Below are 17,610 nucleotides of genomic sequence, written 5' to 3'. Positions count from 1 at the left end.
TTCAATATTCATTAAACCATAATGGTGTCAATAACTTATATTAACGCATTCAGTATCGCAAACATAGGTGATATTGTCTGTTTATTCTAATGTCAGATCTGATTGCTATAAATAAAATTTATAAAAAAACCTGCTTAAAGCAGGCTTCTTATTTTCAATAAAAAGCGCTTTAACAAAGATCAGGATCTGTTATTGCTACATAAGTTGGAATAGTTGTTGCGTTAGTAGCTTGGGTATAAATCAAGGTACAAGTATCTGGTGCACCACGTTGATAAATCGTTACTTGCCCTGCTGCAGGTGTATCTGCTTGAATAATCCAATCATTAGTACCTGTTTGTGGATCCGCTTCTACATCAAATGCAACATCAACAGCATTTTGAATATCCGCTTGATCTGCAGCCATATAACCGTAAACAATATTTATATTAGCAGCTGAACCAATATCGATAGTTGCAGTACCATCAGCAGCAGCCCCCTTTTCTTCACCAGCTAATGCGGCTTTTGAATAAACTAACGTGTTCGCACCTTGAATAGATGCCTTTAAACCTTGTAACGCTGACGCACGAGCATCGCCTTGTAAGTTAATAAACTTAGGCGCTGCTGTTACCGCTAAAATACCAAGAATTATGATCACAACCACTAATTCAATTAAAGTAAAACCTTGTTGCTTTTGCATATTAAAAAACCTCTATTAAAATAAATCTCTATCCATTACTTAATGGACTAATCGACTTGGTTGCTAAATAAATTAATCATTGGTAAAGGCAACAACTTGCCCTGTACCTGGGTTATATGTGACGCCTTTAGCACCCGATGTAGATAAATCAGGGGTGGGTGTTGCTACACCCGATGTTTGGTCTAATGTTAATGAAGCAACCTGATGATATACGCATACATCAAGGTTATTTACTGTCACACCATCAATACTCGTTGCTGTACCACCCGCGCCGTCTTGCACACTAACGATATAGCGTACATCACTTGCATCTTGGTTAATCAGAACGTTTCTTGGGGCATTTTGTAAAACGGATTCAAAGACTTCTTGGCATCTAGCGTTATTCATCGCAGTGACACTAGTATTTGTTGTACCAGTAGGAAAACCAAAACGAGTATCTAATGACACACTAGTGCCATCTAATAACACACTGTCATTACGACGCCCATCAACTTCCCACTGTGCACGCACAAAGCTTACCGCTGTTGCTAAGCCACCAGCAACACCGTCTACGCTGGCATCTTGCGCATCTTCTGTCACATTTAAAAAGCGTGGGATTGCCGTAGCGGCCAATAAGCCGAGAATAACAATTACAATGACCAACTCGATTAATGAAAAACCTTGTTGTTTAATTTTCATAATACCTCACTCTTTTTATAGTGTTTATAACAGGAAAGCTGTTAATTCTGTTATAAGCGTCTTTATATAATCTTCTGATTTTAGCAGTTTATTATAGGTTTAACATCTGTAATAAACGATTTACGTCTCACCTGTTAAAAATATTACTCGGCCAGTTTGCAACTGATAACTTAAACTGGCTTTATCATCTGAATAATAGCGGCATACCTTTGTTTCAGCTTGATATTCTATGGTCAAATCTAACTCTTCAACTTTTGATGCCAATAATTGTTGCCATAGTTTTTTGCATCCATTTACGTCATCAGTATCTAGAACCGGCCATCCATTAGATGACAATGTAATCCAGTTGTTAGCACCCATTAACTCGGCTTCAGCTTTATCTTGGGCACGATGTAAAGTACTATTTTCTAATTGGCTGCTTTTTGACGTTTCAACAGCACTAGTATCATCAAGCACATTTGGTGCCACATTGTACCAAGATAATAACATCTTGTCGGGTCTACCCGAAGTTAACCATTGACTTCGCACCATAGCTAAGACATTTAAAAGTCGATTATGTTCAAATGCTAAACCTTGTTTGGTTAAATTAGGGATAGTACTCATATAACGAGCTCCTAAAATAGCGAATACAATAAGCAGCACTAGAATAGCCATCATTTTGCCATACACTTTAAGCAAGTCATCATCTGCTTTTTGCTGGCTTTTCATTAAGTAGTCCAATTTTCCGCAAACATGATTAATTTAACCACCTTTAACGACGTTTAGCATATCCCACATCGGTAAATAAATACCTAGCGCAAGAATTAATACAATACCAGCAACAAAACCAATTAGAATAGGTTCCAGCTTTGCGGTGAGGTTTTTTAAATCGTAATCCACTTCACCTTCATAAAAATCTGCGGCATCATTTAATAACTGATCAATTTGGCCGGTCTCTTCACCGACAGCAACCATTTGCAATACCAACGGGGTAAACAGTTGGCTGCTATTGGATACCCGCAGCATTGATTCACCCGATTCGATACCACGGCGCATGCCCACTATCTTGTCATGCATATAAGCGTTGTCGACCGCATCGGCGACCAAACTTAATGCTTGTGTCATGGGCACACCCGCACTGAGCATCATCGAAAAACAGCGACAATATCGTGACAAGGTTGAGCGCTCAATAATAGATCCAATAACAGGTATGTGCAGCTTCCATAAATCCCATTGCTTCTCGCCCTTTTCAGAGTGATGCCAATAGCGAATACCGAGCACAACACCAATTAATACCACGATCATATGAGGCCAAAAATTAACAAACAGATTCGAAGTACCAATTAATATTTTTGTCGCCCACGGCAATTCAGCACCAAAACGAGAGAACATTTCGGCAAATTTAGGAATCACCATAATATTTAAAATAACCATCGCGATAGTGATGGCGATCAAAACAAACATAGGATAACGCATAGCGGCTTTTATTCGGCGTCGAGTTTCTTGCTCTCGCTCTATATAGCCGGACAATTGAATAAAGGCATCTTCCAATTTACCGGTATTTTCACCCACGTTAATCATTGAAACAAACAATGAATCAAATACATCTGGGAATTGATTCATTGACGATGATAAAGACCGACCTGACGTAAGCTGTTCTGAAATATTATCTAAAGCATTTTTCATTCGTTCAGAATGAGTGGTTTCGGACAAACCCGCTATTGCCCTTAGAATAGGGATGCCAGAGCGAGTTAATGAATACATTTGTCGGCTAAAAATTTGCAACTCTTCAAGCGACACTTTGCTTTGAAACAAACTCATCGAAAACGATTGCTTGGTTTTCACTTCACGTAATTCTAACGGAATAATGCCGCGGGATAGCAACGCATCGGCCGCAGAGCTTTCATTGGCAGACTCAAGTAGTGCACTGACAGCTTGCCCCTGTGAATTACGACCTCGATATTGATATATAGGCATGATTACAACCCAATATCTTGTTGACTAACAAGATCTTCAGACAAGGCAACTGTTGATTCGCTGACATCTTCCACCAGCTTGGACACTTCTTCTAGTGTTGTGGTGCCAAGGAATAAATACTCCATGGCAGAATGCGCGAGTGGAATAAAATGAGGGCTGCGTAGCGCTGCCCGGGCAAAGTCTTGCGGATTACCTGTACGCATGGCATCGATCATATTTTCGTCTAATTCGAGTATTTCAAAAATACCAATTCGACCACGATAACCAGAACCATTACAGGTTTGGCAACCACTACCCACTTTAAAAGTTGCGCTGTTAATATCTCTTTTAGTCACACTCGTAAGCCAACTACGTTCAGCCGCGGTTGGCTGATAATCCACTGCACAATTGTGGCAAACACGCCTAACAAGACGTTGAGCGATAATGACGCGCAATGCACTGGCAACCAAATAACTCGCCGCGCCCATATCGAGTAATCGTAGTGCACTGGTAACGGCATCATTGGTATGTAAAGTCGATAATACAAAGTGACCAGTTAATGCACCTCGTAAACCAATTTCTACGGTTTCTTGGTCACGCATCTCCCCCACCATGATAATGTCGGGATCTTGACGAAGCGTGGTACGCAGTACGTTAGAAAAGTCCAAACCAATTTTGTGATTAACCTGAACTTGGTTAATTCGCGGTAATTGATACTCTACCGGGTCTTCTACGGTAATAATCTTTCTATCCGCAGTATTAAGCTCATTTAAAATCCCGTATAGGGTTGTCGTTTTACCGCTACCGGTTGGTCCTGTCACTAACAACATACCGTGAGGACGCTTAATTTGTTTACGAATTCGCGCCACAATATTGGGTGGCATGCCAGTTTCATCTAAGGTACGCAGGCCGGTGGTTTGATCTAACAAACGCATTACCACAGATTCACCATGATAAATGGGCATGGTTGACATCCGCACGTCGATTTGATGACCTTTTATTTCTATATGAAAACGGCCATCTTGTGGCATACGTTTCTCTGATATATCCAAGCCCGCCATCAATTTAAGTCGTAATACTAATGCCGAAGCAATATTAACTTCACTTAAAATATTTTCATGTAATTGACCATCAATACGCTGGCGGATCCGCAGGACTTTCTCGCCTGGTTCAATATGAATATCTGACGCTCGCATTTGCACTGCATCTTCAAAAATAGACTGCAGTAACTTAACCACTGTGGTTTCATTATCGCTATCACTTTGAGTCAGGCTCGCTAAATCGAACATGTCATCTGCGGCATATTCTTCTTCAAGCTTGCCGGCGATTTCGGCTATTTGTCCGGTACGACGATAAAGATTATCAAATGCATCGAGTAACTGTTGCTCTGGCGCCACCGCGAGCATTAACTGCTTAGGGGCAACTAGTGCTTCTATATTATCAATCGCCTGCAAGTCTGCAGGATCGCTCATGGCAACAAGCACATGATCGGGGTGACTTTCCACCACCAAGGCTCGATAGCGTCTTGCTTGTACTTCAGGGAGAATATTCACCACGTCATCGGCTATCGGACGGCGGCTAATATCAAGATAGGGTAAATTAAGCTGATGCGACAAAAACTGAAGTAACTGATCTTCAGTAATACACTTTAAGTCAATTAAGGTGCGACCGAGTTTTCTACCTGAGTTACGTTGTTCCGTTAAGGCTTGCTTTAATTGCTCGTCGGAAATAATCAGCTCTTGAACCAGAAGATCCCCTAACCGCATTTTTAACTTAGGCTTCATCGGTTTTCCCCTAACTGAACTAAACGTTTTTCAATAAATGACATGGCGGAAGTGGATAATCCTTCATAACTTAATGCAGATCGGTAAGCTTGAGCTGCTTGGGAATATTTTTTCTGGGAATCAAGTGCATAGCCTAGGCCCATCCACCAGCGAGATTGAGTCGACTCGGAAACTAATAAGTGACGATAAGCTGATTCTGCTAAAGAGAAGTTTTTTGAGCTTTGCGCCAATTCAGTTTGAGCAACCCACTTATCTCGAGCCCACGAGGAGTTATCTGGGATCATCGCTAATGTCGACAGTGCTGCATCATAGGATTTCAATTCGGTTTGAATTCGCGCCAAAATCACATAAAACTCCCATTGTTGCGGAAACATACCAATACCACTTTCCAATAATCGCATCGCTGTAGTTGGATTGTTTTGTTTATAATAAATATCAACCAATTGTTTACGGGCTTTATGTAAACTAGGTTGTAGAATAATGGCTTCTAAAAAATATCCCGCGGCATCATCAAGGCGCTCAGCTTGCTCTGCATCTATCGCTTTACGATATTGTAACTGTGCCATTTGCGCCTTGGTCAATACCACCTCTTTTATCGACATTTCCGCAGGCTTTTGTTTAACGGCTGGAGCAGGTTCTGATTTACGCGCTATTTGTACTTTTATAGGGGCTGGTGAGGTTGAGCCTTGAATAGCTTGTGTGATCTCGGAGTTATTTGAAGCACTCGGACTTGCCAACGCGTTATTCGGCGAAGTGTTAGAAGGAGTCATCTGATTTAACGTCATACTGTTAAGACTTGCTGCTTTGGGGTTGCCTGTGGCTACTTTTGTGGTTAACAATGCTTGGGCTTGGATGGCATCAGACGTTTTATCACTCGTTTGCGTCACCATTATTTGCGACTTATCATTCGTCTCAGTATGGTTAACAGCTGTAATAGTTGTTTGTGCGGTCTCGATTGTAGATGTTTGATCCACTACTGGATTGATGTTTTGATCTGCCACAGCCGTTATCACCTCGGCGGGTATTGATTTTACATCAAAGTTAGCTTGCACAACACCTTCATGGTTTGATGATGGCTGTTTTTTCAACAACTCAATATCACCATTAGCGGAAACCTTGATTGTTGCTGGCTCACTAGCTGTTTCAATACTGGCTTGACGATACATTGATACACCAAACCACAATGTCGGGAGCAATAGCACCGCTACCACAATAATACCAATAATGGGTGAACGGGATTTAGCAACTGAGTGATATTGAATTTCAGGGCGTACAAATTCTCCCGCAAGGTTTTGTGGTGGAATTTCTGCTCCAGGCTGTTGGCGCTGCTCTAAATCTTGCAGCATTTTAATAATCACACTCATATAAGCTCGCCTATTTGCGCCATCCATTCACCACAACAGTTTTCAACGCTTAATCCAACAAACAACATCATTGCTGCCAGCAATAAAATGAGCAACATATTGACACGAGAGAACTGCACTTTATGTTGTACATTAATATCTTCTGTATCCGCTATTGCTGCCAGACAATCGCGAGTTAACACTTTCCGCCTGTTTTGGCCGTAACATAATAATAAACTCTTATGTGCCAATATATTCACTAAGCGCGGAATACCTCGAGCGGCTTTGGCAATGAGCTTAATATCTGATGCACTAAACAAATCAGGCCCTTTATAACCAGCTACCGCGAGTCGGTAATGAATATAAGCCTGTATCTCATCCCAGGTTAACGGACGTAAATTATAACTAAAGGTAATACGTTGTCTTAATTGTCTGAACTTGGGTTGTGCTAGGCGTTGATCTAATTCGGGCTGACCAAACAACACCACTTGCAATAGCTTACGGCTTTCGGTCTCTAAATTGGTAAACAATCGTAATGCTTCAATACTGTCATCTGGTAATGCTTGTGCTTCATCTAATACAAGAATCACATGAAAACCTTGATGATTAAGCTCTAGTAAACGCTCATGAATAAGCCGAGTTAACTGTTGTTGATCTATTTTATTTGGCAATGCTAAACCAAGCTCTCCCGCCACTGCCCAGCGTAATTCTTTTGGGTTTAAATATGGGTTAGGTAAATAAGCACAATGGTATTGAGTCGGTAAGTCATTCAACAGCTTGCGACAAACCAAGGTTTTACCAGTGCCCACTTCACCCGTGACCTTAATAAAACCTTCACCTGTTTGTAAGGCGGTTTGTAATACTTGCAATGCTTCCACATGCGGGGATAACCCAAAAAAGAAACCTGTATTTGGGGTAAGTGTAAAAGGCAACTGACTTAAGCCAAAATGCTCCAAATACATAATTACTGGCTATCCATTTTCAACTATCAACCGCCTATATTATCTGACAACTATCATTATCAACGGGCCTACTTAGAAGGATACCAGCGCTCAATTAAATCTTGTGAGCGTTTTAACTCGCCTTTCCATGTATCACCACCAACGACGGTTGGTTTCAACATAATAATCAATTCAGTTTTTTGCTTTGATTTAGAACGGCTAGTAAAGGCTTCGCCCAAGAAAGGAATATCACCCAACAATGGAACCTTGGAAACCGTTTCAATATTTTCGCTCTTCATTAATCCACCAATAACGACAACATCACCAGAAGCTGCACGGATCACCGTATCAGATTCACGAATTTCGCTTTGCGCTAAAGGTAATTCTAAAGTCGAATCACTTATTTTTATTTCTTTAGTTTGTTCTTTCACATCAATAACAGAAGGATGAACATGCAATATTACATTGCCATTTTCATCTATTTGAGGAGTGACATCTAATGCAATACCAGAAAAGAATGGTGTCAGTTCAACATCTGGAGTTGTTACCGTGGTCGTTGATGAAACGGTGGTCGTCGACACATCTGTCACAAAATACTCGTCAGTACCCACTTTAATAACCGCTTTTTGGTTATTTGAAGCGGTAACTCGAGGGCTTGAAAGCACATCAACATCACCTTGAGTATCGAGTAAATTAATAATGCTACTAAAATCACTTCCGCTGAAGTTAATTGAGGTTACGCCGCCAATAGCGGTTGTAATCGCATCGCTTATACCTTGTCCTGCTGATGTACTAAAATTAATATTGGTATTGCCAGCATGACCTAAGACATTCTCCCATTGAATCCCCTGTTGGTAGCCGTCTGATAAGGTGACTTCGATAATTTTAGCTTCTAAAATAACTTGGCGCTGTAAATGACTTTCCGCTATTTTTAAAAAGCTGCGAACTTGGCGTAACTCATCAGGAAAAGCGCGAATAGTGACTAAACCCGCTTGAGGCGTTACGACAACTTGGCGTCCGCCGCCCGTTTCACCCATAATAGCCATTAGTGTAGTTTGTAATTCACCCCAAAAATCTGTCTTGGTTGTTGAGCGAATAAAAGTACCATTAGTATTATCGCTGCTGTTTGAATTACTGCCACTTCCACTGTTACTCGAACTACTGCTATTGCTCGAACTATTATTGCTACTACTGCTACTTGAATTATCATTTTGATCTGAAATACGCCCAGAGTTGACTGAAGTTAATGACAAGCCTTCGCGTTGCATGTAGATATAATTCAACGGAAACGTTTCGGTTCTCATTCCCGATGGGAATACCCGTAAAATACGTCCTTCACGATTAACTTCGTAACCATAAATATCTTCAACAACTTGGATGGCCTCTGACAAGGTTACCGCTTTTAAAGATAACGAGATTTTACCTTGTACATCAGGATGTACCGCAATGCTTAACGGGGTATCTTTCACTAAACTGGGGAAAAAGACTCTGGCATCCACTTCATTTGCTGATACATCAAAACGGCGTTCCGCTGGTAACGCTCTCACGGATTGATTTAAAATACTATTACCATTTAGTTCACGCTGAACATCTTCCGGCATCGAGGCTAAAGGTGGCGTAGTAACTTGATTTTGTTCAGCTTGTTGTCTTGATTCATTCAAGGTTGTTTTAGCAATTTGTGGATCCGGTCTATCTGTTGTTTGGCAAGCAACTAAGCACAGCGACATCAAAGGAGTAACATATTTAATCACATTCATTTTTTATTCTTATCCTATCACTCTGTTATCGACTGAAAAAGCTGAAGTTTTCTTCCATCTGACAAGGTAACATAGTCTTTACTAATTTTTGATACTCGTAATCCACTACCGTTAACTGCATCACCCACCGACAGAATAATATTATTAATAATCGCATAGGCATGTTGACCGTTAACAATACTGTTTAGCACCAAAGCTTGATTATCATCAAGGGCCTTAACAGCAAGAAACCCCTGACTAGGTAGGGTAGGATCACGTAAAGTTTGTGCATTAGTCGCGGACATTAGCAGCATCATTAGGCTCACTGCAAATGCCACTGTGTTAATTTTGTTTTGCAACACTGATAAAGTCCTTATTCACACTCAGTGTGTAAAGTTCTAATTCAACTAAGGCATCCGGATGAACGTCTACAAGATAGTCCAACCGTTTCCAATACAATTTATCAGGCATACTTTCGACAGCCTTAATAAACGCTAAAATAGAAAAGTAATCACCTTTTAAGGTTAACTTAATGCCGTGACGATAGAGATTAATTTTATCAACATCTCCAACTTGCAATAAGGCTTGAGGAGCAATTGAGGCAAATGAAATGAGCGAGACTCCTTTCACATTACCTAACAAATTGGCTAATACCGTTGGCATATAATCAGCTGGCACCATATCAACCATTTGGTTGGTTAAATCAGCATCGATCAATTGCATCTGTTCAGTAATTAATTGTAATCGCTGTTGATAATCTTGATTAGGATCTAGCTGCAATCGCTCTTCATAAAGTGCCACTTGTTGCATGGAAATCGAATTTTCTTGCTGTAGCCCTTTTAATTGATTTGTCACACTTTGCTGTTGTTTCCAAAGTGATTCAAAAGGCATAAACAACAACATTCCCGCTACTACAAATAAAGCAACAGCAATCAATACTCGTTCACGCTGGCTTAATTCATTAAATTTTTCAGACCATATCAACCATTGTTGTTTCATTGTGCTAACTCCTTAGCACTAGGTTGGCTTATTAATTTAAATGCTAACGGTTGCGCTTCGCCGCGGTCCATCGTCATAGCCGAAAACGCGTACCCTTTTAATGTTGCAGTGTTTTTAAGTTTATCTATCCAAAGGGGAATACTTTGTGGGTTACGTCCATAGCCTTCAAATTCAATGCGCTGAACATCATTGCTTTGTTGTTCTATTGTAATATGGCTCAACCACAAACTATTGTCGGCAACGGCAGCTAAATCGGTCAACATTGGCGAGTAACCTTGGCTAATTAGCATATCCATTTGACTAAGTTTATCTTTTAATAATTTATTAAGGTCTAAACGTTGCTGTTCAAGTTCAACCTTTGCGACCAATTTAGCATCGGGTTTACGTTCAGCAATCTGTTGCTCTAACTGATTTTTTTGTTCAGTTAAGCTATTATTTTTGCTGTTTTCCTGCTGGTTGAGCGCCTGCAATTCATCGGTATTCCAAAGTCCTACGCAATAAAGTAGCGCACTGCATCCTATAAATAAGGCTAATGCGATTATCATTCCAGAAAACGTCAGTCTTTGCTTTTTAGGCAACAAATCTGCTGTATATAAATTAACGCCGGTTTTTATCACACTTCACCTCGCGTTAATTCTTGCAGTGCCAACTGAGCGAGTAAACTCGATACACCATCATGAGTAATCGCTGTCACTTTTTGATTAAAGTTGGCCGCTACAAGATTGGCCAATGAAGCACTATCGCCTTCAACCAAAATACTAATCGATGCTACTGGAGCTTGACGAAACTGACTTTCGAAGTAGTCCATAGACCGTTGAATCTCTAAACTGAGATTATCGGCTAAACCTAGCTTTAATTCTTCTAAAGTTGCCTGATTCAGTTGATTAAATCCTCGTACTCGACGTTGCATTAACACTTCGCCTGCTTTAACAACCAGTAACAATAATTCCTGTTGTGGTAGGTGAGCAACCAACATATGTGCCATGTTATCGTGGGCTAATAAATGACTTAACGCCAATTCTTCAATGCTTATCCCTGCAACCTCTAACCCGCTAGCATTACAAGCACCCGCTAACTGCATTAAAAATTGACGACTACTTACCACTACATTCACTTTTGAACTAGGAATAAGGCTAGACTCAAAATAATCCAGATGAATATTAGCGACAGGCTCTGACACCATGTCCTTAACAGACCAAATCAATGCTTGAGTCACTTCAGTAGGTTCAACATTCGGTTTGTCAGCTTGTACTAGCTGATAATATTGATGAGACAGTACCAATTGTACTCTAACTCGACCAAACTGATGCTTTAGTGCTTCAAAAGCTTGATCCCAATCGTTTTTATTTACTGAAAACTGACTAATAACAGCAGCCGAATGCTCTTGCTTTGGCTTGTACGCCCACAGGTAATTATCGGCGACAAATACGCCTAAATCTCCCATTGATTTGGAAGTCTGCCAAAAGGCTAGTTTACTCAAAAAACCATTATCCATTGCGTGGCCCATATTCGCTGACATATTAATTATTTTAGATTCCTGGCTAATGGTACATTATCAAATCAACAGGATCATTAATTCAACACATCATCACTACACATCAAGGCGATTCAATTTGGAATCCATATTTATTTTGGGGAAAATATGTCGCGATTAAACTTAGCACTAATGCGTCGATTCTATAACTAATCAATAAAAATACCGAATATTTATTTAAGATAAAAGTTAATGTATTGATAAATAAGCTTTAACATTAGTGTATTAAAACAAACATAGCACTAAAATCGTTAAACTTCAGATCTTTGCCCTAAGAAATCGCCCTGCGCAGCACTCACACCTAGAATTTTTAACGTTTGCCACTCCTCGAAACATTCAACCCCTTCAGCAATCACTTTAACTTCCGCTCGATAAAGACCACCAATTAAGCTGCGAATAAATAGTTGATTCTCCGGTCGTTGATGCACTTGCCGTACGATAGAACGATGTAGTTTGACTAAATCAAAATGATATTCTTGAATATAGTGAGTCCCGACAACATACTGACCAACATTATCGACAGCCAATTTCGCCCCCATTTTCCTAAGCATATCTAAGGTTTTAAGCAATAAGGTATTCTTTTGATTTTTAACAATAATGTCTTCCGACACTTCGAAAATAAGCCGCGATGCTAAAGGACGATGCTCAAGTAATGACGATTGTATCCAACGAACAAATGCTCTACTGATTAAACTATCAAGACTTAAATTGATGCTATAAATGAGTGTATTATCGTTCATTAGCCTAAAGAGTACTTGCTCCAATATTTGCCGCTCAATCTGTGGCATCAAGCCACATTTGTTAGCCATTGGAATAAACAAGGTCGCGCGAATATCGTTACCGCGTAAATCTCTAGCACGACTAAAGATTTCATAATGTAAGATCTGATCATCACTATCGACAATCGCTTGTTGTAAGGTAAAAAAACGTTTTGATACTAGCGTATTTTCAAGAAAGCTGCGCCAACGGACAGAACCTTTGGCAATTTCTTCATCTAATGCACCTTTATCATACATAAACCAGTTATTAACACGTTGCAGCTGTGCAGCTCGAAGTGCCATTTCAGCCTCTTCAACAAGTTTAATTTGTAAATCGCCAGTTTTAAAAAATGCACAGCCTAAGTGGAAAAAATTATCAGGATCACCGATGCCATAAAAAGGTAATGCGAGACAGGTTTTGAGTATTCGCTGGGCTAACTGATCGGCTTCTATAAGCGATAACTGGGGGACGACTATGGCTAATTGAGAATAACTACGTCGGGCAAAAATACTGTCTTCATATTGAGTTAACGCTGCAGTAATCGCTTCTGTTGTTAGTGATAGCATCGCCTTCATGCCACCTTCACCGAATTCATTTTCAACTAAATCAACATCATCAAACTCAATAAACATCAATACACCATGAGCCATCATTTTTTGATCATGGCTTAGCGCATCTAGACGATTTTGAAAAAATATAGGATTGCCAATTTGAGTTTGTTTATCTAAAAAAGTATCTTTACGAATAAACTGATCTAAGCGACCACGTTCTTTATGAGCATCATCCAGATCGGCGAGTAATTTACTGAGCGCACGATTGATCATGCGTGGTTTACCATTGGTAGGCACTTCGGCGGCTTGCTTTAATTTACCGTCTAAAATAAGTTTGCTCCGCAGTGCAAGTTGCTCTACTCCATCTAATTCTCTGGAATACCAACCATAACCAAAGCAAACAAAAATCCCGATACTAATAAAACCGATAAAAAGAATAATCAGCTCATGCCAGCCTAAATCATACAAAGAAAAAGGCGGTGGCATAACCAACTTCATGGATAATTGACCAGGGTTCAACTGGGTTTGATATACCGTCAAGTTGCTCTGAGTGGTATCGACTTGTTCTCGATGAAATTGGTAAACGACTTGGTGTTCATTAGACAGAGAAAAATCGACCGCTTTATAAGCTGTCAATAATGGGGGTAACCAACTTGAAAATTGATTGCTGCCATGTTGCTGGTAATCCTCGATTAACATGGTCTCTAATTCAGCGACTTTTTGTTGCTGAAAATTATAGGTTAATTGAGTAAAACCCATCACTGCACACAACAAAAATACAAAAGCAACTGCGGCCAATGAAAGCAACCAAAAGCTGGTCATTTTTTTAGTAAGGATCTTGGTGTGTTTCATGTATCCGCTATCCTGCTGGATTTATTTATTTTATTAATGTCTCCAATGTAATTTAGTATAACGATTGTACTCCACAACTTCACTAAGCGTTTTATTCACTTTATATCCGGCGCCATAAAAAAAGGGGCAAAAGCCCCTTTTGTTGAAATGCAATCTCGCTAACCCATCTATATTTGAATTAACGAATCGATTTATCTATTTCCAATATTCTATACCTGATATTCAGTCGGCAATGTGGTTATTTTTGCCACTCCGGAGTCTATTGCCGCTTGTGACACCGCGCGAGCAACAATCGATAACAATCTTGGATCCATTGGTTTTGGCAACACATATTGTGGACCAAAACTTAAAGATGACACGTTAGGATAAGCAGCAAGCACTTCAGTAGGAACCGGCTCCTTGGCAAGATTAGCGATTGCATATACAGCAGCCAACTTCATCTCGTCATTAATCACCGATGCACGAACATCTAGTGCACCTCTAAAAATAAACGGAAAGCACAATACATTATTGACTTGATTGGGATAATCACTACGACCGGTACCCATAATTAAATCTTTGCGGATATTGTGGGCTAATTCGGGTCTAATTTCAGGATCTGGATTTGAACAAGCAAAAATAACAGGATTAGGCGCCATTAACGCAATATCGTCAGCGGTTAATAAGTTCGCTCCCGACAAGCCTAAAAATACATCGGCATCTTTAATCACGTCTTGCAACGTACGTTTGTCAGTATTATTGGCAAATAATGCTTTGTACTCATTGATATCTTCACGACGAGTATGGATAACACCTTGTCTGTCGAGCATATAAACATTTTCACGTAATGCACCACATTTAACAATCATCGTCATACACGCAATGGCAGCGGCACCAGCACCTAAACAAACAAATACTGCATCACCAATTTTTTTACCTTGGATTTCGAGCGCGTTTAACATCCCTGCTGCAGTCACAATAGCAGTACCATGTTGATCGTCATGAAATACGGGTATATTACATCGCTTAATGAGCTCTTGTTCTATCTCAAAACATTCAGGCGCCTTGATGTCTTCTAAGTTAATTCCGCCAAAGGTATCAGCAATAGATTCAACGGTATTAATAAAGTCTTCAGTTGTGCGGTGTTTCACTTCAATATCAATTGAATCGATATTAGCAAAACGCTTAAATAGCAGTGATTTGCCTTCCATAACAGGCTTTGAAGCTAATGGACCTAAATTACCCAAGCCCAAAATAGCCGTGCCGTTGGTAATCACCGCAACAGTATTACCTTTATTGGTATATCGATATGCATTTTCAGGATTCAATGCAATTTCTCTAACGGGCTCCGCAACGCCTGGACTATATGCTAAAGCAAGGTCATGGCTTGATTGAGCGGGTTTTGTTAGACAAACAGCCGTTTTCCCTGGTACTGGAAATTCATGATAGTCGAGAGCTTGTTGACGAATATCTGACATTTTATACATCCTGAAATGCGCTATATTGAAGAAAGATATGGTCAACAGTACACATTAGTTGTGAACTTGATCACCATAGAAAATTTTAACAACAATACGCTAATACTGGGACGATATAAATCAAAAACTTAATAATAGAACCCGTTGCAAGTCAAAACATAGGCTACGTTTTATAAAACTAACTAAACCAACATGAATATATATAAATCAACAAGTTAAAAATGTAGGAATATAACAAGATTTACACTAGCAATCGGATGTAGATGACGTTATTTGCGGTTTATTTTGTCTAAATTACAATAAAGTGTCTTTTATGGTTTTTGGCATTGTTTATGACTAAAAAATTAGTTTTCTTCTCAGCACAATACTCGTTGACGATTATTTACCTTTGAAACGGGATTCGAGATGGGATAAGTAAACTAAAATCAAAATAGCTCACGTTTTAAAGTCAACTCTGCGCAGGTTCGATACTGTTAACAACGTCTAGCTGAAGTTATTTAAATTTAGGACACAAAAAAGGCGCCAAAGGCGCCTTTTTAGAGTAATTGAATAACAATTACTTTTTACCAACCATACCAAAACGCTTGTTAAACTTGTCAATACGACCACCAGTATCAACAACTTTCTGAGTACCAGTGTAGAATGGGTGACATGCACCACATACGTCCAAGTGTAGGTTTTTGCCTGCAGTTGAGTTTACTTTAATGATGTTACCACAAGTACAAGTTGCAGTAATTTCAGCGTAATTTGGGTGTATATCTTTTTTCATTTGGAGTTACCTTAAATTGAAGGCCATGTCGCTCTCCCAACCCGAAGCTGAGCACCACATGTAGTTAATAACGGTACGTTATAGGCGCGACATAATACAAGGTCTCATATAGACAAACAAGTAGAATTTCTAAACGATACTACAATTTCCGCTGTAAACGTTCTAACGCTTCATAAGTTTCTTGGGCTTTAGAGGGATTCTGGTATTGCATTAATATTTGGTTGGATGGGCACTTCAAACGGCTATCAGACATCAGTAAGTAAATTTTATTATTCACAAATGCGTTCGGATTTGCATCATAAATCGCGAGCATTGCGCCATATCGACTGATTTTCCATTGTTGATAATAACGATCGGCAACTCGCCATAACGTATCTTGTGGAGATTTATCAATTAAGCAGATTTTATCTTGCCCATAAGTCTGTGTATCTATTTTAATCGGTATAGATGTCTTGGCTATATTCTTGATTGGCACTGGCTGAGGCGACATTTTCGTTTCATGAATAGCTGCCAATAACTCATTACTTTCAGATTTTTTACTGTCCATATCATTCATTGAGCCATTATTTGATACTGGCAAAATAGCGGGAACGGGTGCATTTATTAGTGGAGTCTGCGTTGATACTACTTGGGGCTCACCGCGTTGGCTCGCCACTAAATTTTCGAATGTAATCTTATCTACAGCGACATTTTGATAGCGCGAAATAGTCGCCATTGATGGACAGCGTAACGAGCTACCTAATTCCAGGAAACTAATTTTATTTTGATAAAATGCTGATGGATTCGTTTGATAAAGCGCAAGCATTGCACCATAAATGTTTGAATTCCATTGTTTACGATAACGTACTGCTATTTTCCACAAAGTATCATTAGGCAACTGATTGATATTACAATCATTCAGATTTTTTTGTGTTGTCGTTAACTGAGGTATAGCACTAGCCTTGCGACTTATTGGTGTTGATATAGAAGTCGACAATGCCGAAGCTGACTTCATTGTTTTAATTGCGACTGGTTGATGTTGGCTCTGAGTCATTGGGTGGGTAAATAAAGGTACTGGTGAATATTGTAACCATTTAGCATTACGGTATTCAGAAACAATGAGCGCCGCATCTTTATCGCGTATTTTTTCAGTACCGCTTAATACAAAGACATCACCATCACGCTGTTCAACCTCAAGCTTTTCTAACACAATATTATCTTGGTAAATTTGGCGTAAATAAAATGTCAGTCGCGATAAGTCATGCTGATCGGTTATAATATTCACGGTTAACCGAGGAGATTGTCCGCTTTCAAATGGAATAGTATCAATACTGATATGACTGACTTGTGCAATGACCATTGAAATACTATCAACTGCCAATAATGCTAATATTGCTAGCACTTTAAAGCTTTTCATTAAATCAATCCTTTCGATTATAAACCGCTTCAGCACAGCGCAAAACGCGCTGAAAAATAATGATGTTAAATGCACTTATACACTGACAAATAAAATGCTAAAGCTAAGCTCATCAGGTGGTAATTTATTATTATTGTTTACTTTTTTAATCTTCTCATCGAGCGAAATAATAAGTATTAACCGTCGCAACTATATAAACT

16 protein-coding genes are annotated in these 17,610 nt (G+C 39.5%); all 16 read right to left on the bottom strand.

Going from position 1 to position 17,610, the window contains the following annotated elements:
* Nucleotides 1-169: 169 nt before the first annotated feature.
* Nucleotides 170-676, bottom strand: a complete 507-nt coding sequence (locus FCN25_RS11195; RefSeq protein WP_137224773.1) for a type II secretion system protein — start codon at nt 674-676, stop codon at nt 170-172.
* Between the two features lie 72 nt (nt 677-748).
* Nucleotides 749-1,354, bottom strand: coding sequence for a prepilin-type N-terminal cleavage/methylation domain-containing protein (locus FCN25_RS11190; protein WP_137224771.1), 606 nt, complete (start codon nt 1,352-1,354; stop codon nt 749-751).
* A gap of 120 nt (nt 1,355-1,474) precedes the next feature.
* On the bottom strand, nt 1,475-2,062 hold the full coding sequence (locus FCN25_RS11185) for a hypothetical protein (protein ID WP_137224769.1): 588 nt from the start codon (nt 2,060-2,062) through the stop codon (nt 1,475-1,477).
* Nucleotides 2,063-2,095: 33 nt separating this feature from the next.
* Nucleotides 2,096-3,310, bottom strand: a complete 1,215-nt coding sequence (locus tag FCN25_RS11180; protein WP_137224767.1) for a type II secretion system F family protein — start codon at nt 3,308-3,310, stop codon at nt 2,096-2,098.
* Between the two features lie 2 nt (nt 3,311-3,312).
* Entirely contained in the window at nt 3,313-5,073 is a 1,761-nt protein-coding gene (locus FCN25_RS11175; RefSeq protein ID WP_137224765.1) for a GspE/PulE family protein, read from the bottom strand.
* A complete protein-coding gene (locus FCN25_RS11170; RefSeq protein WP_175405854.1) occupies nt 5,070-6,437 on the bottom strand; it encodes a tetratricopeptide repeat protein in 1,368 nt (455 codons plus the stop codon). Before FCN25_RS11170 ends, FCN25_RS11175 begins: the two co-directional genes overlap by 4 nt.
* Nucleotides 6,434-7,378, bottom strand: coding sequence for an ExeA family protein (locus FCN25_RS11165; RefSeq protein WP_137224761.1), 945 nt, complete (start codon nt 7,376-7,378; stop codon nt 6,434-6,436). The genes FCN25_RS11170 and FCN25_RS11165 overlap by 4 nt, the downstream gene beginning before the upstream one ends.
* A 68-nt stretch (nt 7,379-7,446) precedes the next feature.
* A complete protein-coding gene (gene mshL / locus FCN25_RS11160; protein ID WP_137224759.1) occupies nt 7,447-9,114 on the bottom strand; it encodes a pilus (MSHA type) biogenesis protein MshL in 1,668 nt (555 codons plus the stop codon).
* Nucleotides 9,115-9,131: 17 nt separating this feature from the next.
* Nucleotides 9,132-9,410 (bottom strand): MSHA biogenesis protein MshK, encoded by a 279-nt coding sequence (locus FCN25_RS11155; protein ID WP_175405941.1) that lies wholly within the window; start codon nt 9,408-9,410, stop codon nt 9,132-9,134.
* A gap of 25 nt (nt 9,411-9,435) precedes the next feature.
* Nucleotides 9,436-10,092, bottom strand: coding sequence for an MSHA biogenesis protein MshJ (locus tag FCN25_RS11150; RefSeq protein WP_137224756.1), 657 nt, complete (start codon nt 10,090-10,092; stop codon nt 9,436-9,438).
* On the bottom strand, nt 10,089-10,709 hold the full coding sequence (locus FCN25_RS11145; protein WP_137224754.1) for a fimbrial assembly protein: 621 nt from the start codon (nt 10,707-10,709) through the stop codon (nt 10,089-10,091). Before FCN25_RS11145 ends, FCN25_RS11150 begins: the two co-directional genes overlap by 4 nt.
* A complete protein-coding gene (locus tag FCN25_RS11140; RefSeq protein WP_175405853.1) occupies nt 10,706-11,587 on the bottom strand; it encodes a biogenesis protein MshI in 882 nt (293 codons plus the stop codon). Before FCN25_RS11140 ends, FCN25_RS11145 begins: the two co-directional genes overlap by 4 nt.
* 290 nt (nt 11,588-11,877) lie before the next feature.
* Nucleotides 11,878-13,788 (bottom strand): RNase E specificity factor CsrD, encoded by a 1,911-nt coding sequence (gene csrD, locus FCN25_RS11135; protein ID WP_137224751.1) that lies wholly within the window; start codon nt 13,786-13,788, stop codon nt 11,878-11,880.
* 209 nt (nt 13,789-13,997) lie between these two features.
* On the bottom strand, nt 13,998-15,245 hold the full coding sequence (locus tag FCN25_RS11130; protein WP_137224749.1) for a malic enzyme-like NAD(P)-binding protein: 1,248 nt from the start codon (nt 15,243-15,245) through the stop codon (nt 13,998-14,000).
* A 556-nt stretch (nt 15,246-15,801) separates the two neighbouring features.
* Entirely contained in the window at nt 15,802-16,014 is a 213-nt protein-coding gene (gene rpmE / locus FCN25_RS11125) for a 50S ribosomal protein L31 (protein WP_137224746.1), read from the bottom strand.
* 139 nt (nt 16,015-16,153) lie between these two features.
* Nucleotides 16,154-17,410, bottom strand: coding sequence for a FimV/HubP family polar landmark protein (locus FCN25_RS11120; protein WP_137224744.1), 1,257 nt, complete (start codon nt 17,408-17,410; stop codon nt 16,154-16,156).
* Nucleotides 17,411-17,610: the final 200 nt, after the last annotated feature.

Origin of the sequence: Shewanella sp. MEBiC00475 (assembly GCF_005234075.1) — a bacterium.
GTDB lineage: Bacteria > Pseudomonadota > Gammaproteobacteria > Enterobacterales > Shewanellaceae > Shewanella > Shewanella polaris.
Note: the sequence above shows the minus strand (reverse complement) of the source record. Positions and strands in the feature narration are given on the sequence as shown.